23 protein-coding genes are annotated in these 21,395 nt (G+C 72.0%); 3 read left to right on the top strand and 20 right to left on the bottom strand.

Annotated elements, in window-relative coordinates; all coding sequences use genetic code 11:
* Positions 1–326: substrate-binding domain-containing protein (locus tag E1211_RS08000; protein ID WP_165947204.1), on the top strand; the 326-nt coding region annotated here is incomplete at its 5' end.
* Positions 327–358: 32 nt separating this feature from the next.
* On the opposite strand, the gene E1211_RS07995 is transcribed toward E1211_RS08000, so the two are convergent.
* Complete coding sequence (locus E1211_RS07995) at positions 359–1,150, bottom strand: maleylpyruvate isomerase N-terminal domain-containing protein (protein ID WP_132346971.1); 792 nt, start codon at positions 1,148–1,150, stop codon at positions 359–361.
* A 354-nt stretch (positions 1,151–1,504) separates the two neighbouring features.
* Between E1211_RS07995 and E1211_RS07990 the strand changes: the two genes are divergently transcribed.
* The gene (locus E1211_RS07990; protein WP_207915299.1) at positions 1,505–3,070 is read left to right on the top strand and encodes a hypothetical protein; all 1,566 of its coding nucleotides are present in this window, start codon (positions 1,505–1,507) and stop codon (positions 3,068–3,070) included.
* A gap of 76 nt (positions 3,071–3,146) precedes the next feature.
* Here the strand turns inward: E1211_RS07990 and E1211_RS07985 are convergent, their stop codons facing one another.
* The 10 genes from E1211_RS07985 to E1211_RS07940 all read right to left on the bottom strand — a co-directional run bounded on the left by E1211_RS07985 (position 3,147) and on the right by E1211_RS07940 (position 12,648).
* Positions 3,147–3,524, bottom strand: coding sequence for a DUF2267 domain-containing protein (locus tag E1211_RS07985; RefSeq protein ID WP_132346969.1), 378 nt, complete (start codon positions 3,522–3,524; stop codon positions 3,147–3,149).
* A gap of 107 nt (positions 3,525–3,631) precedes the next feature.
* Positions 3,632–4,282, bottom strand: coding sequence for a phosphatase PAP2 family protein (locus tag E1211_RS07980; protein WP_243709415.1), 651 nt, complete (start codon positions 4,280–4,282; stop codon positions 3,632–3,634).
* A 169-nt stretch (positions 4,283–4,451) separates the two neighbouring features.
* Positions 4,452–4,895, bottom strand: coding sequence for a VOC family protein (locus E1211_RS07975; RefSeq protein ID WP_132346996.1), 444 nt, complete (start codon positions 4,893–4,895; stop codon positions 4,452–4,454).
* A 64-nt stretch (positions 4,896–4,959) separates the two neighbouring features.
* On the bottom strand, positions 4,960–5,790 hold the full coding sequence (locus E1211_RS07970; RefSeq protein WP_371686135.1) for an SAM-dependent methyltransferase: 831 nt from the start codon (positions 5,788–5,790) through the stop codon (positions 4,960–4,962).
* 153 nt (positions 5,791–5,943) lie between these two features.
* The gene (locus tag E1211_RS07965; protein WP_132346963.1) at positions 5,944–6,981 is read right to left on the bottom strand and encodes a zinc-dependent alcohol dehydrogenase family protein; all 1,038 of its coding nucleotides are present in this window, start codon (positions 6,979–6,981) and stop codon (positions 5,944–5,946) included.
* The gene (locus E1211_RS07960; protein WP_132346961.1) at positions 6,978–7,847 is read right to left on the bottom strand and encodes a carbohydrate ABC transporter permease; all 870 of its coding nucleotides are present in this window, start codon (positions 7,845–7,847) and stop codon (positions 6,978–6,980) included. The genes E1211_RS07965 and E1211_RS07960 overlap by 4 nt, the downstream gene beginning before the upstream one ends.
* The gene (locus tag E1211_RS07955; RefSeq protein WP_132346959.1) at positions 7,844–8,779 is read right to left on the bottom strand and encodes a carbohydrate ABC transporter permease; all 936 of its coding nucleotides are present in this window, start codon (positions 8,777–8,779) and stop codon (positions 7,844–7,846) included. The genes E1211_RS07960 and E1211_RS07955 overlap by 4 nt, the downstream gene beginning before the upstream one ends.
* Positions 8,780–8,819: 40 nt before the next feature.
* Positions 8,820–10,160, bottom strand: coding sequence for a sugar ABC transporter substrate-binding protein (locus tag E1211_RS07950; protein ID WP_243709414.1), 1,341 nt, complete (start codon positions 10,158–10,160; stop codon positions 8,820–8,822).
* Positions 10,161–10,239: 79 nt separating this feature from the next.
* Positions 10,240–11,001, bottom strand: a complete 762-nt coding sequence (locus E1211_RS07945; RefSeq protein ID WP_132346957.1) for a DeoR/GlpR family DNA-binding transcription regulator — start codon at positions 10,999–11,001, stop codon at positions 10,240–10,242.
* Positions 11,002–11,367: 366 nt separating this feature from the next.
* On the bottom strand, positions 11,368–12,648 hold the full coding sequence (locus tag E1211_RS07940) for a multidrug effflux MFS transporter (protein WP_371686134.1): 1,281 nt from the start codon (positions 12,646–12,648) through the stop codon (positions 11,368–11,370).
* A 275-nt stretch (positions 12,649–12,923) separates the two neighbouring features.
* Here E1211_RS07940 and E1211_RS07935 point away from each other — a divergent pair, with 275 nt between their 5' ends.
* Complete coding sequence (locus E1211_RS07935; protein WP_132346955.1) at positions 12,924–13,133, top strand: hypothetical protein; 210 nt, start codon at positions 12,924–12,926, stop codon at positions 13,131–13,133.
* Positions 13,134–13,307: 174 nt separating this feature from the next.
* Here the strand turns inward: E1211_RS07935 and E1211_RS07930 are convergent, their stop codons facing one another.
* The 9 genes from E1211_RS07930 to E1211_RS07890 all read right to left on the bottom strand — a co-directional run bounded on the left by E1211_RS07930 (position 13,308) and on the right by E1211_RS07890 (position 21,371).
* On the bottom strand, positions 13,308–13,649 hold the full coding sequence (locus E1211_RS07930; RefSeq protein ID WP_132346953.1) for an MmcQ/YjbR family DNA-binding protein: 342 nt from the start codon (positions 13,647–13,649) through the stop codon (positions 13,308–13,310).
* Between the two features lie 55 nt (positions 13,650–13,704).
* Complete coding sequence (locus E1211_RS07925; RefSeq protein WP_132346951.1) at positions 13,705–14,250, bottom strand: gluconokinase; 546 nt, start codon at positions 14,248–14,250, stop codon at positions 13,705–13,707.
* Positions 14,240–15,505: a D-mannonate dehydratase ManD gene (gene manD, locus E1211_RS07920; RefSeq protein ID WP_132346989.1), complete on the bottom strand. Its 1,266-nt coding sequence runs from the start codon at positions 15,503–15,505 to the stop codon at positions 14,240–14,242. Before manD ends, E1211_RS07925 begins: the two co-directional genes overlap by 11 nt.
* Positions 15,502–16,452 carry a sugar kinase gene (locus E1211_RS07915; protein WP_132346949.1) on the bottom strand — a complete coding sequence of 317 codons (951 nt, stop codon included), beginning with the start codon at positions 16,450–16,452 and terminating at the stop codon, positions 15,502–15,504. The genes manD and E1211_RS07915 overlap by 4 nt, the downstream gene beginning before the upstream one ends.
* Positions 16,449–17,084: a bifunctional 4-hydroxy-2-oxoglutarate aldolase/2-dehydro-3-deoxy-phosphogluconate aldolase gene (locus E1211_RS07910; protein ID WP_243709412.1), complete on the bottom strand. Its 636-nt coding sequence runs from the start codon at positions 17,082–17,084 to the stop codon at positions 16,449–16,451. Before E1211_RS07910 ends, E1211_RS07915 begins: the two co-directional genes overlap by 4 nt.
* A 5-nt stretch (positions 17,085–17,089) precedes the next feature.
* Positions 17,090–18,238, bottom strand: coding sequence for a galactonate dehydratase (gene dgoD / locus E1211_RS07905; protein ID WP_132346945.1), 1,149 nt, complete (start codon positions 18,236–18,238; stop codon positions 17,090–17,092).
* 8 nt (positions 18,239–18,246) lie between these two features.
* Positions 18,247–19,062 (bottom strand): carbohydrate ABC transporter permease, encoded by an 816-nt coding sequence (locus tag E1211_RS07900; RefSeq protein ID WP_132346943.1) that lies wholly within the window; start codon positions 19,060–19,062, stop codon positions 18,247–18,249.
* Positions 19,059–20,009 (bottom strand): carbohydrate ABC transporter permease, encoded by a 951-nt coding sequence (locus E1211_RS07895; protein WP_207915297.1) that lies wholly within the window; start codon positions 20,007–20,009, stop codon positions 19,059–19,061. The genes E1211_RS07900 and E1211_RS07895 overlap by 4 nt, the downstream gene beginning before the upstream one ends.
* Before the next feature lie 75 nt (positions 20,010–20,084).
* The gene (locus E1211_RS07890; protein ID WP_243709411.1) at positions 20,085–21,371 is read right to left on the bottom strand and encodes a sugar ABC transporter substrate-binding protein; all 1,287 of its coding nucleotides are present in this window, start codon (positions 21,369–21,371) and stop codon (positions 20,085–20,087) included.
* Positions 21,372–21,395 lie beyond the last annotated feature (24 nt).

Genomic DNA, 21,395 nt, shown 5'->3' with positions numbered 1-21,395 from the left:
GGCGGGTGGCGGCCGAGCGGATCCTCGGTGAGCATCCGGAGACGACCGCCGTCATCGCGCTCAACGACGCGATGGCGATGGGTGTGCTCGCGGTGCTACGCGCCCGCCGCATCAGCGTGCCGGAGCGGGTGTCGGTGGTCGGCTTCGACGACGTCTCGGTCGCCGCCGACCTGGCGCCCAGCCTCACCACCGTCCGGCTGCCCATGACCGACATGGGCCGCACGGCGCTCGCCCTCGCGCTGAAGCCCAGGTCGAGCCGGCCGCGTCGGCGCTCCACCGGGCACACCCTCGTGGTCCGGGACTCCACCGGCCCGGCGCCCGCCTGAACGACGGGCGCCGGAGCCGCGCGACGGCGGCCTCAGAAGCCGGGGAAGACGGAACGCAGCTCGTCCAGGCTCAGCGGCCCGGTCAGCCGTACGCCCTCCGGCGTGTGCTGCGGGCCGAGCCGGCCCACCGTGAGTCGCAGCCACGCCTCGGCCGGCGCCACCAGCTCACCGTCGGACTGCTCCGGGGCCTCGACCAGCTCGACGCGCTCGCCCAGCCGCAGCCCGAAAACCCGGGACGGGTCGTCCAGCCGCACCGTGAGGACCACCTGCCGTCCGGCGAGGACGTCCGTCCGGCTCGTCCAGGCGAGCATCCCTGCCACGTTGTCGAGCAGGAGCGGCACCGCCTCCGCCGACACCGACGCCGCCGGGTCGAACCCGACCTCGACGTCCCACCGGTGCAGGGCGAACTCACTGAGCCGCATCCGGGCCGAGGTGGCGACGTCCACCGGCTCGGGAAGGAAACCCAGGTCGATCCGGAGCTGCGCCCGAGCGGTCGGGTCCAGCGCCTCGTACGCCTCGACGAGCCGTGCGTTGGACTCGACGAACCCGGCCGCCTGCTCGGCCGGGGACATCGCGTCCCACCGGGCCCACACCGACCTGTTGAAGTCACCGTCCGGCGTCGCACCGCCCGACGTGGCGGCGCGCAGCGCCGCCAGGTTGATCTCCGCGCCGCTGCCGAGGTGGCTGAGCACCTGGGACACCTGCCAGTCGCTGGCGCCGGAGGGCCGAAGCAGGTCCTCCTGGCTGAGCTTTCCGACGAACGCGACGAGCGCGTCGTGCCCGCCGCGCAGGGCCGATATCGTCTGGTCCGCGATCGAAGACATGTCTCTCCTGTTCATCGCGCGGGGCCGCCGCCCCCGCGACGTGCGGAGCCGGCCGGGACCGCCGCCGTCGACCATCATGCCGCGCGGACCGGGCGACCCGCGCCGTGCCGGGGATCACCCCCGTGTTTTACTCTCGACCCCTTCGAGCCGGACACACCTCGGGGCCGTGGCCGGCACCGGCGGCGGCTCGACGGCCACCGACCGTCCGGACACCGGCCGGCGCCCGGCGTCGACCGCACGACGGCCGCCCTGCGGGAGGGGCGCCGGGTCGATGACGGTCCGGCGTCGGCACGACGGTAGCGTTGCGCGACCCCATGCCCTGTGGGGACGGCAGGATCGTACGGAGGATGTCGGATGTCCAACGGCGAAGAGCCGTTCGCGGTACGCGAGAACCGCGGCTCGCGACCCACCTTTGAGCTGGCGCTGCGCGGTTACGAGAAGCGGCAGGTCGACCGGTACATCGAGCAACTCGACGCGCAGATCACGGCGCTGACCACCGACCGGGACCGGGTGACCGGTCAGGTCCGCGAGCTGACCGCCCAGATGCAGCAGCTGCACACCGAGCTGAGCGAGCTGCGGCACCGCCCCACCCAGCCTGACCGGGCGTCGTTCCGCGATCTGGGCCCGATGGTCGACCAGATCCTCGCCCTGGCCGAGAAGCAGGCCGCAGCGATCGCCGACACCGCCGCGCAGCGCGCCGGGGAGCTGCAGGCCGAGGCGGAGCGGACGCTCATCGACGCACGCGAGCGGGCCACCCGGGCGCTGCAGGACCTGGAGGAGGAGCTCTCCGCGCGCCGCACCGAGCAGGAGAAGGCGTACGAGGAGCGCCGCACCGCGGTCGAGACCGAGATCGCCGAGATCCGCGAGGCGGCGGAGAAGCTGCGCGCCGACGGTGAGGCCGCGCACGAACGCGCCCGCCAGGAGGCGAAGCGGATCAGTGAGCAGAGCGCCCAGCAGGTCGAGCAGGCCCGGGCCGCCTCCGAGGCGCTGACCCGCGCGGCCCGTACGCAGATCCAGCAGGAGCTGCAGGCCGCCCGGAACAAGAGCCAGCAGGAGCTGGCCCAGTGGCAGGCCAACATCGAACGGGACGTCAACGAGCGACGGGCCGCCGCCGAGCAGGAGGTCGCCGAGCAACGGGCGACCGCCGAGCGTGAGATCGAGAACCAGCGCAACGCCGCCGAGCAGACCATCGGCTCCCTCATCGCCGAGGCGCAGCAGTACGCGACGGAGGTGCGGCAGCGGGCGGACGAGCAGGCCACCGCCCACCAGGAGCAGCTCACCGAGTTGCAGCGGGAGATCGCGCTGCGCCAGCAGGCGCTGGCCCAGGTCGAGTCCGAGTTGGGCACGGCCCAGCGTGAGCTGGCCGGGTCGCGTCAGGGGCAGGCGGCGGCCGAGCACGAGCTGGGCACGGCGCAGCGGCGTCTGGAGGAGGTCCGCCAGCAGCTCGCCACCGAGGCGTCGCGCCTCGACGAGGCGCGGCGGGCCGCCGATCTGGCCGAACGGCACGCCAAGGACGTCCGCGCCCGGGTGCAGCGCGAGGCGAAGCGGGTGGCCGACCTCGCCGCCGCAGCGGTGATGGCCGCCGCGGCGGGTGGCGCGGAGACGGCCGAGTACCCGACGGTGGCCGCGCGCGAGGCGGGCCGGCGGCGGGCGAACGGCGGCCCCGCGCACGCGGAGGTCGAGCCGTCGGCCGCGTCGGGCGAGGAGGCGCAGGTACGGGCCTCCGCCGAGCAGACCTTGCCCGCCGAGGCGCAACCACCGGCCGACCGGAGCACGCAGCCGGAGGCGCAACCCTCGACCGAGCAGACCGCGCAGGCCGAGGCGCACGCGGCCGAAGAGGCCGAGCACCCGGTGCCGGAACAGCCCGGCGAGCAGTACCTCCCGGCACACGGCAACGTGATCGTCCCCGAGCGGGCGTAGCGCTTCCCGGGCGGGATGGGTCGACGGCGGCGCGCCGAGAGGTTCGCACCCGTCGACCCGCGCTGCTCCGCCGGAGTCAGGCGGTGCCGAAGAGCGCGGCGTAGCCCGACGGCAGCTGGGTGATCAGGTCGTTCAGCTCGCCGTCGGTGATCGCGTCCGCCACCGTCGACAGCACGGCGCCGGCGTCCCACTCGGCCGTCCGGCTGGTCGCGCCCGTCCCCGCGGCGATGCGCTGGAGGAACTCCTGGACCGAGAGTTGCAGCGTGGGCTCGTGCGACTCCTCCAGGATCTCGGCGATCCCGTGCGGGAGTTGGGAGGCGAGGTCGTGCGCCTCGTCGGGGGTCAGGCGGGTGGCGAGCACGCCGAGTACGGCCCGGATCGCCTCCTCGGCCTCGGCGGCGCTGGCGTACTCACCGCGCTGGCGCACCGTGGCCACGAACTCGTGGTGCTTCACGACGTCCCCCTTCCGCCGGTCGCCGACGGCCCCCGCGCCCCCGAGTCTGGCACAGCGGGCGGGCAGCGGAGCCTCATTCGCCGTCCGGACACGGCTCGTGCGGCAGGTCAACGGGCGTGGTCCAGCCACCGGGGCAGCGGCAGCGTCCGCCACGGCACGCGGAAGAGCGCCCGCACGATCAGCAGGCCCAGCAGGTAGCCGCCGATGCTGTCGGTCAACCAGTGGTAGCCGAGGTAGGTGGTGCCGATGAAGACGAGCACGCCCGGCACCCACATCAGCAGTCGGCGGGCGAGCAGCGGCAGGTACGGCGCGAGCAGCATGGCCAGCACGCCGAAGTAGACGATGCCGTTGCTCACGTGCCCGGAGGGGTAGTACTCCTCCCACCCGTCGGCGAACATCTCGACCGACCCGTGGTGCGGGGCGCCGCGCGAGGTCCACCGCTTCAACCCCACGATCAGCAGGGTGCTGATGATCGGCGCGAGCCCGGCCGGGATGATCGGGCGTATCGACCGGTGCCGCCAGGCCAGCCAGAACGACACCAGTACGGTCAGCGTGGTGAGCGCGCCACCCTGACCGACGCGGTCGAACAGGTACATCATCGTGTCGACCGGCGGGGGTCGGTGGGTGTCGCACCAGTCGCGTACGACGATGTCCAGCCGCAGCATCGGCCGCCACCAGACCAGGGCCGCGGTGAGCGCGGCGAGGGCGGCGAGCAGCAGCCCGTCGAACCACCAGCCACCCGGCACCGGCGCGAGCACGGGCACACCGAGTGGTCGGGGTGGGCGGCGTCGCGAGGATCTCCCCGTTGGCATGACCCTCTCCGCTCCACCTCCGGGTGTGTCCGGCCAGCAGTGCGAAAATAGCGCTTACCGCACCCGCTTCGGCGCGGACTCGGCGGATCTCCCCCGGACGCGCGTCCCGCCCGCGTCAGTCGCCGTCGCCGCCGGTCGCCTCGGCCAGGATGCCGGTGCCCTGGCCGAGTTCGATCAGGTACCCGTCCGGGTCCCGCAGGTAGCAGCGGATCTCGACGCCGTGGTCCTTCGGCTCGGTCAGGAACTCCCCGCCCCGGGACCGCCACTGCTCGTACACCGCCCGGACGTCGGTGACCCGGACGTTGAGCGCGCTGCTCAACACGTCCGGATCGGCCGGGGCCTGGGCCCGTACCGTCGGTTTGTCGTCGGTCGGGCCGCCCTCGTCGTTGATCACGATGTAGCTGTTGTGGAACCGCAGGATCGCCGGTTGCCGCTCGCGCACCACCGTCGCGTCCAGGACCCGCCGGTAGAACTCCCGCGACCGGTCCACGTCCCGCACGATCAGCAGGTGGGTGAGCACCACCCCGTTCTCCGGCCGGAAGTAGTCCGGCGCCTCCATCGCCACCGCGCCTCCCGGAGCTCGTCCCGGTGGCGCGGGTACCCGTCGGCGGCGCCGGCACACCTCACGGTTTGCCGGCGAGCCCGGCCCAGTAGTACGCGGCGTGCGGATCGTCGGGCCGCCCGTCCTCGGGCCGCCACGCCGCGACCGGGGCGATCCCCGGCTCGACCAGCTCCCAGCCGTCGAAGAAGCGCTCCACCTCGGCCCGGGTACGCGGGACCAGCGTCATGCCGCCCCGGGTGGCCGCGGCCACGGCGGCGCTCATCTCGGCCGGGTTGAAGTCCCCGGTCGGGTGGCTGATCGCCAGGTAGCTGCCCGACGGCACGGCGTCCATGAGCGCGCGCAGCCTGCCCGCCGGATCCTCGCTGTCGCGCAGCAACATCAGCACCGCGATGAGGGTGAGCGCCACCGGCCGATCCAGGTCCAGCGTCTCGGTGAGGCGGGCGTCCGCCAGGATCTTCTCCGGCTCACGCAGGTCGGCGTGGATGTACTCGCTCCGCCCCTGCGGCGTGCTGATCATCAGCGCGCGGGCGTGCGCCAGCACGATGGGGTCGTTGTCGACGTAGACGACCCGGGTCTCCGGCGCCACCGCCTGGGCCACCTCGTGCAGGTTGGGACGGGTCGGGATGCCGGTGCCGATGTCGACGAACTGCCGGATGCCGGCCTCAGCCACCAGGAAGCGGGCCACCCGGTGGACGAACCGCCGGTTCTCCTTCGCCATCGCGCGCAGGGTGGGGATCGCCTCGACGAGGGCGGCGCCCATCGCCCGGTCGGCGGCGAAGTTGTCCTTACCGCCGAGCCACCAGTCGTAGACCCGGGCGGAGTGCGGGACGCTGGCGTCCACCCCGGAGGGCGGGACCTCCTCGATCCCGGCACTGACCTCACTGTGCGACACGATCGTCTCCTCTGGATCGGCCGGTATCGACGAGCGCAGCCTAGAGGATTCCTCGCGATCCGACCGTCCGTGAGGGCAGGCGGGCGGCATCGCGGACCCCTGGTCGCGTCGCCCCGTCACCCGCGTCGGGGGTGGCGGGGCGGGCGCGGCAGGTCAGGCGCGGCCGAGCTGCGCCGCGGACGGCGTCAAGGCCGGCTGGCCGGAGCCCACGATCTGGATCTTGCGTCCGACACCGGCGCGGAACTGGTCGACCGCCTCGGCGTAGCCGTCCAGCGGGAACCGGTGACTGATGAACACGTCGGGGTCGAGGATCCCGGCGGCGAACAGCTCCCCGGCCCGTTCGAAGCTGTGCAGCACCGCCATCGACCCGGTCACCGTGATCTCCTGGTTGTAGATCCGGTACGGCTCGATCGTCGCCCGGGTGCGGTACTCGGAGACTCCGAACTGGAGGAACGTGCCGGCGGGCGCGACCCGGCCGAGGCCGTCGTCGATCGCCGCCCGCACGCCGGTGCAGTCGATGACGACGTCCCAGCCCCGGGGCCGGGTCAGCTCGTCGGCGCTCGGCGCCGACGCCGAGCAGCCGAGCCGGACGGCGGTGGCCAGCCGGGCCGGGTTCGGGTCCACCACGCTGACGCTCGCGGCGCCGCAGCGCTTGGCGAGCTCCAGCATCATCAACCCCATCGTCCCGGCCCCGTAGATCAGGTAGTGGTCGCCGAGCCGCCGGGGCAGGACGTCGAAGCCACGGACCGCGCAGGAGAGCGGCTCGATCAGCGCGGCGTCCACCGGCGCCACCCCGTCGGGCAGCGGGAAGCAGTTCTTCACCGGTGCGACCGCGAACTCGGCGGCCCCGCCGGACACGGTGACCCCGATGGCCGCCCACCGCTCACAGAGGTTGCCCCGGGCCCGGCGGCACTGGTAGCACTCGCCGCAGTGCAGCGACGGGTCGACCGCCACGGCGTCGCCGACCCGTACCTCGGTGACGTCGCGGCCCGTCGCGACGACCGTGCCGGCGAACTCGTGTCCGGGAACGATCGGGTACGCGGGAGCGAACTCGCCGTCGAGGATGTGCAGATCGGTGCCGCAGATGCCGCAGCCGGCGACCTGCACCACCACGTCACGCGGGCCGGGCGTCGGGTCGGGAACCGACTCGATCGAGATCTGACCCGGCGTGACGATGACCGCTGCTTTCACTTGACCGCCCCCATCGAGAGTCCACGGACGAGTTGCTTCTGGGCGATCCAGCCGGCCAGCACCACCGGCAGCGACACCAGCGTCGCGGCCGCGCAGAGCCGGGCGAGGAAGAGCCCTTCGGAGGTGATGAAACCGACCAGGAAGATCGGTGAGGTGCCGGCCCGGGTCGCGGTCAGGTTCACCGCGAGGAAGAACTCGTTCCAGCTGAAGATGAAGCAGATCAGCGCGGTGGCGGCGAGCCCGGGCGCGACGATCGGCAGCAGGATCCGGCGGATGGTGACCGGCACGCTCGCGCCGTCCACCGCGGCCGCCTCGATCAACGCCGGCGGGACCTCCAGCAGGAACGACCGCATCATCCAGACGGCGAGCGGCAGGTTCATCGCGGTGTACAGGACGATCATCGTCCAGATGTTGTCGAGCAGGCCGAACTCCTTGACCAGCAGGTAGACGGGGAGCAGCGCGGCCACCGCGGGGAGCATCTTGGTGCTGATGAAGAAGAACAGCACGTCGCGCCACTTCGCCACCGGCCGGATCGACAGCGCGTACGCCGCCGGGGTGGCCAGCAGGAGCACGAGCAGCGTGGAGAGCACGCTGGCCATCAGCGAGTTGAGCAGGTACGGGGTGATGTCCCGGTCGAAGACCTGCCGGTAGCCGTCGAGCACCGGGGTGAACACCCAGGTCGGCGGGTTGCTGGCAGCGTCCACCTCCCGCTTGAAGCCGGTCAGCACCATCCAGAGCACCGGCAGGAAGAAGAGCAGCCCGACCAGCCAGGCGAGCACCGTCCAGCCGGCGGCGGCCGGTCCGGCCCGCCGGGAGCGACGGCCGGCGGGCCGGCCGCTGGTCCGGTTGGCGCGTACGGCGGTCATCGGGCGCCCTCCATCCGGAACAGGCTGGAGATCACCCGCAGCGCGAAGGTGGCCACCACGATCGTGCCGATCACCACCACGACGCCGGCCGCGGCCGCCTCGCCGTACTCGAACTTGCGAAACGTGGTCAGGTAGATCTCGTAGGGCAGGTTGGTGGTGGCGGTGCCCGGGCCGCCCTGCGTGATGGTGAAGACCGCGTCGAAGGTCTGCACCAGGTAGATCGAGCCGAGCAGGGCGCCCAGCTCCAGGTACGGGCGCAGGTGCGGCAGCGTGATCCGGGTGAAGACCTGCCAGGCGCCGGCGCCGTCGACCCGGGCCGCCTCGAGGATCTCCGTCGACTGGCTCTGCAACCCGGCCAGGATGATCAGCATCATGAACGGTGTCCACTGCCAGACCAGGGTGGCGACCACGGAGAGCATCGGGTACTGGGAGACCCAGTCGGTGCTGCCGCCGAGCACGCCGTTGATCAGGCCGTACGCGGGGTTGTAGATGGCGTGCTTCCACAACAGGGCGGCGGCCATCGGCATCACCAGGAACGGGGTGATGAGCAGGGTCCGGACCACTCCGCGACCCGGGAACCTCCGGTCGAGCAGGATCGCGACGCCGAGCCCGAGCAGCACCGACGCGACGACCGCCCCGGCCGTGAGCACCACCGTGTTCGTCAGGGCCGCGCGCAGCCGGGTGTCGGTGAGCACCTCGGCGTAGTTGCCGAGCCCGACGAAGCCGCGCTCGCCGGGGCGCAGCGCGTTCCAGTCGAGGGTGGAGAGGTAGAGGGTGACCAGGAACGGGATCTGGGTCACCACGATCGCGAAGATCAGGGCGGGCAGCAGCGGCGCGCGGCGGGTCCACCGGTCGGCGGCGCGCCCGCCGACGCGAGCCGCGACCCGGACGCGGGGTGTCGGGCCCGCGCCGGTGGCGAGTGTCTGTGTCATCGGTTCACCTCGGGTCGGGCCGGGGGCCGCCGGCCGGTGGCTACCGGTTCTCCTCGGCGACTTCCTCGGCCAGCTTCTGGCCGTCGGCGAGCGCCTTCTCCACTGTGGTGCTGCCCGCGATCGCCGCCGAGACCTCCTGGGACACCTTGGTGCCCAGGTCGGCGAACTCGGGTATGCCGACGAACTGCACGCCGAGCGCCGGTCGCGGCTGCACACCCGGGTTCTTCGGGTCGGCCTCCTGGATCGACTTGAGCGTCAGGTCCGCGAAGGCCGCGGCGGACTTCTGGTACTCCGGGATGGCGTAGGTGGACTGCCGCTTCCCGGCCGGCACCCGCGACCATCCGAGGGAGGAGCCGACCAGCCGCTCGTACTCCTTGCCGGTGGCCCAGGAGATGAACTTCCAGGCGGCGTCGGCGTGCTTGGTGGTCTTCGGCATCGCCAGCGCCCACGCCCAGAGCCAGCCGGACGACTTGGTCCTGTTGACCGGCGCGTACGCGTAGCCGACCTTGCCGGCCACCGTGCTGGCCGAGGCGTCCTCGAGGGTGCCGGCGGCCGACGTGGCGTCGTACCACATGGCCGCCTTGCCCTGGCCGAAGGTGTTCAGGCACTCGGTGAAGCCGGCCTGCGGCGCCCCGGGCGTGCCGTGCGCCCGGACCAGGTCGACGTAGAACTTCGTGGCCTCGACGAACTCGGGCGCGTTCACCCTCGGCGTCCAGTCCTGCTCGAACCAGGTGCCGCCGAACGTGTTCACGACGGTGGTGAGCGGGGCGAAGAGCTCGCCCCAGCCGGGCAGCCCACGCAGGCAGATGCCGGAGACGCCGGCCTTGTCGTCGTCCAGCTGCGCGGCGAACCGCGCCACCTGCTGCCAGGTCGGCCGCTCCGGCATGGTCAGGCCCTTGGCGGCGAAGAGCTCCTTGTTGTACATCAGGAACGACGACTCGCCGTAGAACGGGGCGGCGTAGAGCTTGCCGTCCTCGCCGGAGAGCGAGGTGACCATCGGCGCCAGCAGGTCGGCCCTGTCGTAGCCGGTGTCGGCGTCGGCGTACGAGCTGAGCTCGTGCAGCCAGCCGTTCTTCGACCAGATCGGCGCCTCGTACGCGCCGATGGTCGCCACGTCGTACTGGCCGCCCTGGGTCGCCACGTCCTGGGTGACCTTGTCGCGCAGTTCGTTCTCGGGCAGGATCGTGAACCGGACCTCGATGCCGGTCTCCTTGGTGAAGTTCTCGGCGGTGACCTTGGCGAGGTCCTCCATCTGCGGGTTGCCCACCATGAGCACGGTGATGCTCGTGCCGTCGCCGTCGTCGGAGGATCCACCGCCGGCCCCGGAGCAGCCGGTGGCGGCGAGGACGGCCACGAGGGTCAGCGCCAGTGCGGGTCGCAAGCGGTGCGGAGACCATCTTCTGGGCACAGCGAACCTCCAGGATCCGTTTCGGTGGTGAGGGAGATGGCCGGTCCGGTGGTCAGACGCGCTGCACCACCGGGCCGAGCAGCGAGTAGCGGTGTGCTTCGGACGCCGGAAGCCCGACGTCCGTGACGACGGCGTCGAGGTCGGCGACGTCCGCGAAGCGGCAGAAGCTGCTGGCGCCGAATTTGGTGTGCACTCCGGCGAAGACGACGCGCCGGGACACGGTGATGACCTGCGCCTTCACCGCGGCGACGGCCGGGTCGGGGGTGGTGAGGCCGTGCTCCCGGGAGATCCCGTTCGCTCCGACGAAGGCCAGGTCGATGACGAAACCGGCGAGCATGTCGACCGCCCAGTGATCGACGGTCGCCCGGGTCCGGCCCCGGACCCGGCCGCCGAGCAGCAGGACCGTGGTGGTGGGCGACGCGGCGAGGATCGCCGCCGTGTCCAGCGAGGCGGTGACCACGGTGAGCGCGCGCTCGGCCGGCAACGCCTCAGCGATCAGCCGGGGGGTGTAGCCCTCGTCGACGAAGACCGACTCGGCGTCGCCGAGCAGTTGCGCCGCGGCCGTGGCGACGCGCCGCTTCTCCGTCACCAGCCGGGTGGTCCGCGTGTCGAGGGTCGTCTCGAACCGGGCGGTCTCCACGGGATAGGCGCCGCCGTGGGTACGCCGCACCAATCCCTGCTGTTCGAGCCGGTGCAGGTCGCGCCGGACGGTCTCCGCCGACACGGCCAGGTCGGCGGCGAGTTTCCGCACGTCGACCGCGCCCTGTTCGCGGGCGGAGGCGAGGATGCGCTGGCGGCGCTCCGTCGAGTTCATCGCTCACCTCCGGCCCATCGGTTGCTAACTTTTTAACACCGTGACGCGGAGGTGACGCCCGTCGCAGCGGGCGAAATCCGGAGGGTTCCTGCCCGGTTGAGGCGCGGCACTGGAGGCACCATTCCCTATAAGACCGTCGATGGCCGGCAAATCGTGCGCCCGGTTGGGCATGATGAATGCCCGAATGTTGCCCGTCCTCGTTCCGGGGGCAACACCGGGCGCATCGAGCGGGCCGCGGTGGAGGGCATCGGCGGGCGCGGCCGCCCCGCAGCGGGCGACCCGGCCCATCACGAAGAGCAACGGCCGGCGGGGCTGGAGCCCCGCCGGCCGTTGCGCGGAAGATGCGATCGGCAGACCGGCGTACGGTCAGTGCGCCGCCACGGTGACCGCCGACGGCGCGATGTCGCCGAGCCGCCCCGGGCGCACCACCACGAAGAGCACGGCGACCGCGGCGATCATGCCGCCGGCCACCACCACTGCCATCGCGACGACCCCCGTGCCGAGCAGGCCGACCAGGGGCGCGGCCAGCGCGCCCACGCCGAACTGCACCGCACCGAGCATCGCCGCCGCGGTGCCGGCCGCCTCGCCGTGGCGGGACAGGGCGAGCGCGGGCGCGTTCGGCATGGCCAGGCCGGCCGCGAACAGGACCACCCACAGCGACGCGAGGACGGCCGGCAGACCACCGGCGTCGGTCACGGCGAAGGTCGTCAGGACGAGGCCGGCCACCGTGCCCAACCCCAGCGCGGCGATCAGGATCCGCTGCGGCGAGTACCGGTTGAGCAGCCGGACGTTCAACTGGGTGGCCGCGATCAGGCCGACGGCGCCCGCGCCGAACGCGATGCCGAACTGCTGCTCGTCGAGGCCGTACTGCTCCTGGAAGACGAAGGACGACCCGGACACGTACGCGAACAGCGCCGCCATGGCCAGGCCGGTGACCAGGACCAGGCCGACGAAGGTGCGGTCACGCAGCAGGGAGCCGTAGACGCGGGCGGTCGCCAGCACGCCACCACGACGACGTGCCGCGGGCGGCAGGGTCTCCGGAAGACCGAACGCCGCGACGGTGATCAGGATGATGCCGAACGCCGCGAGGGCGATGAAGACCCCTCGCCAGTCCGACCAGCGCAGCAGCCCGCTGCCGAGGGTCGGGGCGAGCACCGGCGCCACGCCGACGACCAGCATGAGGCGGGAGAAGAGCCGGGCGAAGGCGGCGCCGTCGAAGAGGTCGCGGACCACTGCCATCGCCACCACCGAGGCGGCCGCCACGCCCAGCCCCTGCAGCACCCGCAGTACGCCGACCACGGCGATACTCGGAGCGAGAACGCAGAGCACCGACGCCACGATGTGCAGGGCGACACCGGCGAGCAGCGGAACCCGCCGGCCCACCGCGTCGGAGAGCGGGCCGATCAGCAGCTGGCCGACGGCGAGCCCCGCGAGCGTCCCGGTCAGGGTCAACTGCACGGCCGCCGAGGTGGTGTGCAGGTCAGCGGCGATCTCCGGGAGCGCGGGCAGGTACATGTCGATGGTGAGCGGCCCGATCGCGGTCAGCGAGCCGAGCACCAGGACCAGGCGCAGCCGTCGCGCGGTGGTCATCAGGTCGCCGGAGGTCTGGACGGTGGGAGCTTCGGTACGGGTGGGGGCGGGCGTCACGCCGGAGCCCCCGTCCGTCTGTGCCGGACGTGCGCGTACGTGCATGCTGCGTTCACACCTGCCAGCAAACCGCTGAGGGCTGATCTCATTCCCGGACGGACCGAAGGTGCCCCACCTCACAGGCGACGCTATGATCGCGGTATGACTGCCGGGTCGGCCACGCGCCGTGCACAGGACGGACGCCCGGCCGCCGGTTGATCACCTCGCGGGCCAGAGGCCCGCCCCCGTCACGAGGACGCGATTCCCACCACTCGTGACGGAAGGGAGGTGAGCACATGAGTTGGCAGGATTTCCTCGCCCGGCACCAGGTCGGTGACGTCCTCGACGGCGTCGTGACCCAGCAGGCGCCGTTCGGCTCGTTCGTCGAGGCCGAGGGTTGCACCGGCCTCGCGTACCAGCAGACCTGGCCGGTCGGCGCCCGCGTGACGGTCCGGATCCTCGAGATCGACCCGGCGAACCAGCGGTTCAGCCTGGCCGCGGCGTGAGTCCGCGCCGGCCCGGGGGACGCCCGTCCCCTCCCCCGGGCCGGCCCCGCGGCGGGGTACGCGAAACGCGAGCCGGGCGTCACGGCACGGCCGCGGCCACCACGCCCCGGTCGGCGGCGATGTGCGGGGCCCGCACCAGCCTGCGGTAGAGCGCGTCGGAGTTGAGCGGCGCGGTCAACGGCCGAGGCGCTGCCGCGCCAGGAACTTCGGCACGCACATCCGCCACGCCTCGGTCACCAGCTCGGTCATGTACGTGGAGTCGAGCCGTCCGGCGTGGCAGCAGACCCAGTTGAAGCGCAGGTCGGCATGCCCGGGAAGGAAGAAGAGGTGGGGCTCGGCCGCGATCAGAGCGTCGCGCTCGTCGCGGGGGTAGCCGAAACCCATCGACTCCTCGTCGCGGCTGAACGCGACGTAGACGATCGACCCGACCCGGAACTTCACCCGGTCACGGATCAGGTGCTCGCTGCTGCGCGGCAGCGTGCGGGCGAGGGCCCGGACGTCGGCGACGGTCACCACGCCACGACCGTAGCGACCGCCACCGACACTCCGCCGACCGCCCGCGCGGGTCGGGCTAGCGCTCCCCCACCGGCGTCACGGTCGGCAGGCCGAGGCCGTCGACCGCCGCCGCCACCAGCTGCTCCGGGCTGAGCGAGACGTCGATCACGAGCACCTGCTCGTCCGGCTCGGCCGGTTCGAGGGTGGCCAGCTGCGACTCGAGCAGGCTCGCCGGCATGAAGTGCCCGGTGCGGCGGGCCATCCGGTCGCGGATGACCTCCGCCGGCCCGTCCAGGTGCACGAAGTCCACGCTGGGCGGACCCGCACGCAGCACGTCCCGGTACGACCGCCGCAGCGCCGAGCAGGCCAGCACCGTCGAGCGCCCCTCCGCCGCCCGCGCGGCCATCCAGCCGGCGAGTTCGCGCAGCCAGGGCAGGCGGGAGGCGTCGTCCAGCGGTACGCCGGCCCGCATCCGGGCCACGTTCTCCGCCGGGTGGAACTCGTCCGCCTCGGCGAAGAGCAGACCGGTCGCCTCGCTGATCCCCCGGGCCACGGTGGTCTTGCCGGCACCGGAGACGCCCATCACCACGACGTGCCGGGTGGGCCGCCGCTCACCAGTCATGGACGGTCCCGTCCTTGAGCCGGTTGAACGGCAGGTACGCCGGCACGTACGGGAACTTCGCGGCGGCCGCCTCGTCGAGCTCGACCCCGAGCCCCGGCTGGTCCCCCGGGTGCAGGTAGCCGTCGGTGAACGTGAACGACTGCCGGAACACCGCGTCGGTGAGCGGCCCGTGCCGCATGTACTCCTGGATGCCGAAGTTGTGGATCGCCAGGTCCAGGTGCAGGGCGGCGGCCATCCCCACCGGGGAGATGTCGGTGGGGCCGTGGATACCGCTCTTGATCTGGTACTGGGCGGCGTAGTCGAGCAGCTTGCGCATGGCGGTGATGCCGCCGGTGTGGGTGACCGCCGAGCGGACGTAGTCGATCAGCTGTTCCCGGATGAGCGTCTGGTAGTCCCAGACCGTGTTGAAGACCTCGCCGATCGCCAGCGGGGTGGTGGTGTGCTGACGGACCAGCCGCAGCGCCTCCTGGTTCTCCGCCGGCGTGCAGTCCTCCAGCCAGAACAGGTCGTACGGTTCGAGGGCCTTGCCGAGCTTCGCGGCCTGGATCGGGGTCATCCGGTGGTGCCCGTCGTGCAGCAGCGGCAGCTCCGGGCCGAACTCGTTGCGTACGGCCTCGAAGACGCCGGGGAGGTGGCGCAGGTAGGCGCGGGTGTCCCAGTCCTCCTCGGCGGGCAGCGGGGTGCGCTGCGCCGGCTCGTAGTCGTACCGGGTGCCGCCGGCGCTGGGCTGGGTGGCCACCCCGTAGACGGCGTTGATGCCCGGCACGGAGGTCTGCACGCGGATCGACTTGAAGCCCTCGTCGAGGTGGCGGCGGATCGAGTCGAACAGCTCCGGCAGGTCCCGCCCGGAGGCGTGGCCGTACGCCATGACGCCGGTGCGGGAGGCCCCGCCCAGCAGCTGGTAGAGCGGCATCCCGGCGGCCTTGGCCTTGATGTCCCAGAGGGCCACGTCCACGGCGGCGATGGCCGCCATGGTGACCGGTCCGCGCCGCCAGTAGGCGGAGCGGTACAGGAACTGCCAGGTGTCCTCGATGCGGTGCGGGTCGCGCCCGATCAGCAGCGGGACGACGTGGTCGCGCAGGTACGAGGCGACGCTCAGCTCCCGGCCGTTGAGGGTGCCGTCGCCGAGGCCGGTCAGTCCCTCGTCTGTGGTGATCTTGAGGGTGACGAAGTTGCGGTCGGGGCTGGTGACGACGACGTCGGCAGCAACGATTTTCACGGGATGGTGCCTTTCTCTGCGTGGTGCGACGGTCAGCGCAGGACGCTGCCCGCCTCGTGGCCGTCGAGGAGGGCGAGTTCGGCGCGGCGCGGCAGCCCCTCGCAGTCGCCCCGGGTGGAGACCGCGAAGGCGCCGAGGGTGGTCGCGCGACGCAGCCGGCCGGTCAGGTCCAGCCCGTCGAACCAGCCGGAGAGGTAGCCGGCGGTGAAGGCGTCCCCGGCGCCCACCGTGTCGACGGCGCTGACGGTCACCACGCCGACCTGCTCGACACCGTCGGCGGTGTACGCCCGGGCGCCCTCCGCGCCGAGCTTGACCAGCACCGTCTCCACGCCGCGCCGCAGCAGCTCGGCCGCCATGGCGGGCTCGTCGGCCCCCGGGTCGCCGACGAGGTCCAGCTCGTCGGCGGAGGCGATGACGGTCGAGGCGTACGTCGCCAGCGGCGTGAGCGCCTCCCGCGCCGCGTCCCGGGACCAGAGCCGGGCGCGGTAGTTCACGTCGAGACAGATCGGGATGCCGGCCGCGGCGGCGGTCTCGGCCGCCCAGCCGGTCGCCTCCCGGGCGGTGTCGGAGAGCGCCGGGGTGATCCCGGTCAGGTGCAGCATCCGCGCCCCGGCGGCGAGCGGGGCCCGCAGGTCGTCGACGCGCAGCGCGGAGCCGGCCGAGCCGGCACGGTAGTACTGGACCCGGGTGAGATCGGCGGAGCGCTGCTCCAGGAACATCAGGCCGGTCTGCCGCTCGGCGTCGCGGGTCACCCCGTCGACGCCGATCCCCTCGGCGCGCAGCTGCCGCAGGACGTACTCGCCGAACTCGTCGGTGCTCACCCGACTGACCCAGTCGGCGCGGTGCCCGAGCCGGGCCACCCCGACGGCCACGTTGGACTCGGCGCCGGCCACGTGCATGCTGAGCGGCGCGCCGACGGCCAGCGGGCCGGCCGCCCGCATCGACACCATGGCCTCGCCGAAGGTGAGCAGGTCGGTGGTCATGCGCGTGCTCCCTTGACGGCGGTGAGGTAGGTGCGGGCCCGCTGGCGCAGCGCCACCAGGTCGCCGCCGGAGGCGGCGTCGCCGACCAGCGGCCCGCCGACGCCGACCGCGATCGCGCCGGCCGCCAGATAGCCGGGCACGTCGCCGAGGCCGACTCCGCCGACCGCGACGAACGGGATGTCCGGGAACGGATCGCGCAACGCCTTGAGGTACGCCGGGCCACCCACCGAGGCGGGGAAGAGCTTGACCGCCGACGCGCCCATGCTCATGGCCGTGTACGCCTCGGTGGGGGTGAACGCGCCGGCGGCCACCGGGATGCCCCGGTCGGCGGCCTCGGCGATCGACTCGACCACGGCGGGCGTGACGACGAACTGCGCCCCGGCGGCGGCGACGTCGGCGACGTCAGCGGCGGTGAGTACCGTGCCCGCGCCGACCAGGGTTCCGGCGGGCGCGGCGGCGCGCAGCGCCGCGACGGCGCGGGGCGCGTCCGGCGTGGTGAGGGCGACCTCGACGACCCGCACGCCCTCTTCCAGCAGCGCGGTGCCGGCGGCGATCGCGCCGGAGGTCGACGTGCCGCGGATGACCGCGAGGATGCGGGCCGCGGCGAGTTCGGCAGTGAGGTTGAGGGTCATGTGATTCACCATTCCGCGTAGGAGCCGTCGAGGTGCCGCCAGGTCGGGCTGCGCCAGGCGTGCCCGCGCTTGTCGGCGGTCCGCACCGCGTGTTCGTCGATCTCGATGCCGAGGCCGGGCGCCCGCAGCCGCTCTACGTACCCGTCGACGAAGGTCAGCGGGGTCTTGTCGAGGCAGTAGTCGAGCACCTCGGCGCCGAGGTTGTAGTGGATGCCGATGCTCTGCTCCTGGATCAGGTAGTTGGTCGTGGCGAAACCGACCTGGAGGCAGGCGGCGAGCGCGATCGGGCCGAGCGGGCAGTGCGGCGCCAGCTGCGCGTCGTACACCTCGGCCAGCGCGGCGATCTTGCGGACCTCGGTGATGCCGCCCGCGTGCGAGAGGTCCGGCTGCGCGACCGCGATGCCGGCCTGGAGCACCGGCAGGAACTCCTGCCGGTTGTAGAGCCGCTCCCCGGTGGAGACCGGCGTGCTGGTGGAGCGGACGAACTCACCGATCAGGTGTGAGTTCTCCGGGACCACCGGCTCCTCGAGGAAGAACGGCCGGTACGGCTCGAGCAACGGGGCGACCCGGCGGGCGTTGGCGAGGGTGAACCGGCCGTGGAAGTCGACGGCGACGTCCCGCTCCTCGCCGAGCACCTCGCGGGCGGCCGCGACCCGGCGCACCACGCCGTCGAGCTCGGCGACCGAGGCGACCGAGCTCATCCGGCCGGAGGCGTTCATCTTCACCGCCGTCAGACCCGACTCGACGGCGGCGGCGATCTGGTCGCGCACCTCGGCGGGCTCGTCGCCGCCGACCCAGCCGTACACCCGGATCCGGTCCCGGACGGGGCCGCCGAGCAGTTGGTGCACCGGCGCGCCGAAGTGCTTGCCGGCGATGTCCCAGAGCGCCTGATCGAGGCCGGCGACGGCGCTGGCCAGGATCGGGCCGCCCCGGTAGAAGGAGGCCTTGGTGAGCACCTGCCAGTGGTCCTCGATGCGCAGCGCGTCCCGGCCGATCAGCAGCTCGCTGAGCTGCTCCACGGCGGTGCGGACGGTCTCCGACCGGCCCTCGCAGGTCGCCTCGCCCCAGCCGACGATGCCGGAGTCGGTCTCGACCCGGACGAAGAGCCAGCGCGGTGCGACGAGGAAGGTCTCCACCCGTGCGATCGTCGTCATGGCGTTGCTCAACCCTTCGTGGCGCCGGCGGTGAGGCCGGAGACGACGTACTTCTGCACGAACAGCGCGATCACCATGATCGGCAGGGTGACGACGGTGGCCGCCGCCATCAGGCCGCCCCAGTCGATGCTCGCGTACCCGACGAAGTCGAAGATCGCCACCGGGAGGGTCTTCGTGTCCGCACCGGAGAGCACCAGGGCGAACATGAAGTTGTTCCAGGAGAAGATGAACGAGAGGATGCCCGCGGTGGCGATGCCCGGTACCGACAGCGGCATCGTGATCCGCCGGAACGCGCCGATGTGGGTCAGCCCGTCGACGAGGGCCGCCTCCTCCAGCTCGGTCGGCAGCCCGTCGAAGTAGCCCATCATGATGTAGACGATCAACGGCAGCGACACGAACATGTGGCTCAGGATCAGCACGGTGAACCCGCCGACCATCCGCAGGTTCGAGAAGACGTAGTACCACGGCACCAGGAGCGAGACACCCGGGATCACCCGGGCCATGAGCACCACCAACGCCGAGCGGCGCATGGTGAACCGGCTCATCGAGTACGCCGCGGGCACGCCGAGGATCAGCGACAGCACGGTGGCGGCGAACGCGACCCAGAGGCTGTTGCCGATGAACTGGACGTAGTTCGCCCGCTGGAGGACGTTGGCGTAGTTGTCCAGCGTCGGCGAGAAGACGAACGCCTTGCCGCTGTCGTAGATGTCGACGTTGGTCTTCAGCGACGCCAGGATCATCCAGAGCAGCGGCGCCAGCAGGCCGATCACCACGACGGCGAGGGCGACCGTCCGGAAGATGCGGAAGGACCGGCTCGGTCTCATCGCTGCAGCCCCTTCTTGCGGTAGGTCAGCGCCCACATCACCCCAATGATGATCAGGAAGAAGATGATGAGGACGGTCGACGAGACGCCGTAGTCGTTGTAGTCGAAGCTGAGCCCGTAGGCGTACACGTTCAGGGTCTCCACCTCGTGGAAGGACCCGCCGCCGCGGCCCTTCGTGGCGTACAGGATGTCGAAGGTCTTGAGCGCGTCGATGCCGCGCAGCAGGATCGCCACGACCACTGTCGGCATGAGCAGCGGCAGGGTGACGTGCCGGAACCGCTGCCAGGTGCTGGCGCCGTCGATCAGCGCCGCCTCCTGGGGCTCGTCGGAGAGCGAGGTGAGCCCGGCCAGCAGGATCAGGACGACCATCGGGGTCCACTGCCAGATGTCGATGAACATCGTCGTCGGCAACGCGGAGTGCTGGCCGGAGAGCCAGGGCTGGGGGCCGATGCCGACCCAGCCGAGCAGCTGGTTGGCCATCCCGATGTTGGGATCGAAGATCAGGCGCCACATCATGCCGACGGCCACCGGGGTGGCCACCAGCGGCAGCAGGATCGCCACGCGAACCCACCGCTCGCCACGGAAGGGACGCCACAGCAGCAGGGCGATCGCCATGCCGAGGACGACCTCGAAGAGGAGCACGACGCCGGTGAAGGCGACGGTACGCCAGACCGCCGGCCAGAACCGGTCGGTGTCGGTGAGCACGTCGAGGTAGTTCCGGACGCCGATGAACTCGCTCTCGGCGCGGACCGAGCCCTCGGCGTCGGTCAGGCTGAGGTACCCGGTCCAGGCCACCGGGAAGACGATCAGCACGGCGACGAACGCCATCGCGGGTGCCGCGAAGAGCCACTTGCGGTGCGCGTTGGCCCAGCGCGACCAGGCCGACCCGTCCGGAAGCGCCGGGCGGGCCTCGGGTGATCTGGTGTCGGGGGTGGTGACGGTGGACATCGGGGTCTCCGATTCGCAGGGGCCGTGACCGGCGCGGCGGCGGAGCCCGTCGGCTCCGCCACCGTCACCGTCGGGCTACTTCGCCTCGTCGTCGAGGAACTTCTGGAACGCCTCGTTGGCCGCGTCCGCCGAGGCGGCCGAGTCCTTGCCGGTGATCGCGTCGACGATCGGCTGGCCGACGATCTCGCGCGCCTCGGCGACCTTCACGACCAGCGGGCGGTCGTGGCCGACGCCGTTGGCGGTGCTGACCGTGGTGGCCTCGGCGAGGTCCTTCGGGTAGGTCGAGGTGGCCTCCGGGTTGGCCCAGACCGAGGCCCGGGCGCCGGGGACGCCGGCCTTCTGCTGCACCAGCGACTGCTCCTTGCCCGCCGCCCACTGGATGAACTTCCAGGCGTTGTCCTTGTTCTCCGAGGCGTCGTTGACGCCGAGCGCCCAGGAGGGGATGTTGTACGGCTTCGAACCGGCCGGTCCGGCCGGGAAGGCCGCGAAGCCGACGGTGTCGGAGACCTTCGACTTGGCCGGGTCGGTGGCGTTCTTGTAGAGCGAGTTGGCCTCGGTGTAGAAGGCGGCCTTGCCCTGGGTGAAGATGGCCATCGCCTCGGACCAGCTCATGTCGGTGCTGATGTTCTCCGGGCCGTGGTCCTTGAGCATCCCGCCGTAGTAGGCGTACGCCTGCTTGGCCTGCGGGGTGTTGACCGACGCCTTGCCGCTGCCGTCGACGAAGTCGCCGCCGAAGCTGTAGAGGAAGCTGGAGAACTGGGTGACGGCGGCCGCCTTGCCGGTGCGGGCCACGAAGCCGGCCACGCCCGGGTTGTCCGCCTCGACCTTCGTCGCCTGCGCCTTGAGCTCGTCGAGGGTCTTCGGCGGGGCGGTGAAGCCGGACTTCTCCAGCAGGTCCTTCCGGTAGTAGAGGACTTCCTGCTCGGTGATGATCGGTACGCCGACCACCTTGTCCTCGTACGTGGTGGCCTGCACCGGCCCGGGCTGGAAGTCGCCGAACTCGAAGCCGGCGTCCGACTTGGTGCGGTCGGTCAGGTCGGCGAGGTACTTGTTCTCGGCGAAGAGCTTCCCCTCCTGCAGGGGGCGGTACATCATCACGTCGATGTCGCTGGACCCGGCGTTCAGCTTGACGTTGTACTGGTCGGAGAGCTGGTCCTCACCGAGCTGGGTGACCTCGACCTTGAGACCGGACTGCTTCTCGAACTCCGGCAGGGCCTGCTTGATGTTCTCCGTCCACACGTGATTGACCAGGGTGATGCGCAGCGTGTCGGAGCCCTCGCCGCTGTCCCCGCCACCGCAGGCGGTCAGGCCCATCGCGGCGACCACGGCCAGAGAAGTGCCGAGTATCGATCTACGTCGCACGCTTGTCTCTCCTTCTGTCGCGGT

The sequence above is a fragment of the Micromonospora sp. 15K316 genome, from assembly GCF_004348525.1.
Taxonomy (GTDB): Bacteria; Actinomycetota; Actinomycetes; order Mycobacteriales; family Micromonosporaceae; genus Micromonospora.
This window is presented reverse-complemented; position numbering and strand designations above follow the sequence as displayed.

Excerpts from the sequence above, each read along its gene's own strand:
- E1211_RS07895 (WP_207915297.1), bottom strand. The coding sequence starts at position 20,009 with ATGTCCACCGTCACCACCCCCGACACCAGATCACCCGAGGCCCGCCCG.
- E1211_RS07975 (WP_132346996.1), bottom strand. The coding sequence starts at position 4,895 with ATGGAGGCGCCGGACTACTTCCGGCCGGAGAACGGGGTGGTGCTCACC.
- E1211_RS07925 (WP_132346951.1), bottom strand. The coding sequence starts at position 14,250 with ATGACTGGTGAGCGGCGGCCCACCCGGCACGTCGTGGTGATGGGCGTC.
- E1211_RS07915 (WP_132346949.1), bottom strand. The coding sequence starts at position 16,452 with ATGACCACCGACCTGCTCACCTTCGGCGAGGCCATGGTGTCGATGCGG.
- E1211_RS07900 (WP_132346943.1), bottom strand. The coding sequence starts at position 19,062 with ATGAGACCGAGCCGGTCCTTCCGCATCTTCCGGACGGTCGCCCTCGCC.
- E1211_RS07960 (WP_132346961.1), bottom strand. The coding sequence starts at position 7,847 with ATGACCGCCGTACGCGCCAACCGGACCAGCGGCCGGCCCGCCGGCCGT.
- E1211_RS07935 (WP_132346955.1), top strand. The coding sequence starts at position 12,924 with ATGAGTTGGCAGGATTTCCTCGCCCGGCACCAGGTCGGTGACGTCCTC.
- E1211_RS07945 (WP_132346957.1), bottom strand. The coding sequence starts at position 11,001 with ATGAACTCGACGGAGCGCCGCCAGCGCATCCTCGCCTCCGCCCGCGAA.
- dgoD (WP_132346945.1), bottom strand. The coding sequence starts at position 18,238 with ATGACGACGATCGCACGGGTGGAGACCTTCCTCGTCGCACCGCGCTGG.
- E1211_RS07995 (WP_132346971.1), bottom strand. The coding sequence starts at position 1,150 with ATGTCTTCGATCGCGGACCAGACGATATCGGCCCTGCGCGGCGGGCAC.
- E1211_RS07910 (WP_243709412.1), bottom strand. The coding sequence starts at position 17,084 with ATGACCCTCAACCTCACTGCCGAACTCGCCGCGGCCCGCATCCTCGCG.
- E1211_RS07955 (WP_132346959.1), bottom strand. The coding sequence starts at position 8,779 with ATGACACAGACACTCGCCACCGGCGCGGGCCCGACACCCCGCGTCCGG.
- E1211_RS07990 (WP_207915299.1), top strand. The coding sequence starts at position 1,505 with ATGTCCAACGGCGAAGAGCCGTTCGCGGTACGCGAGAACCGCGGCTCG.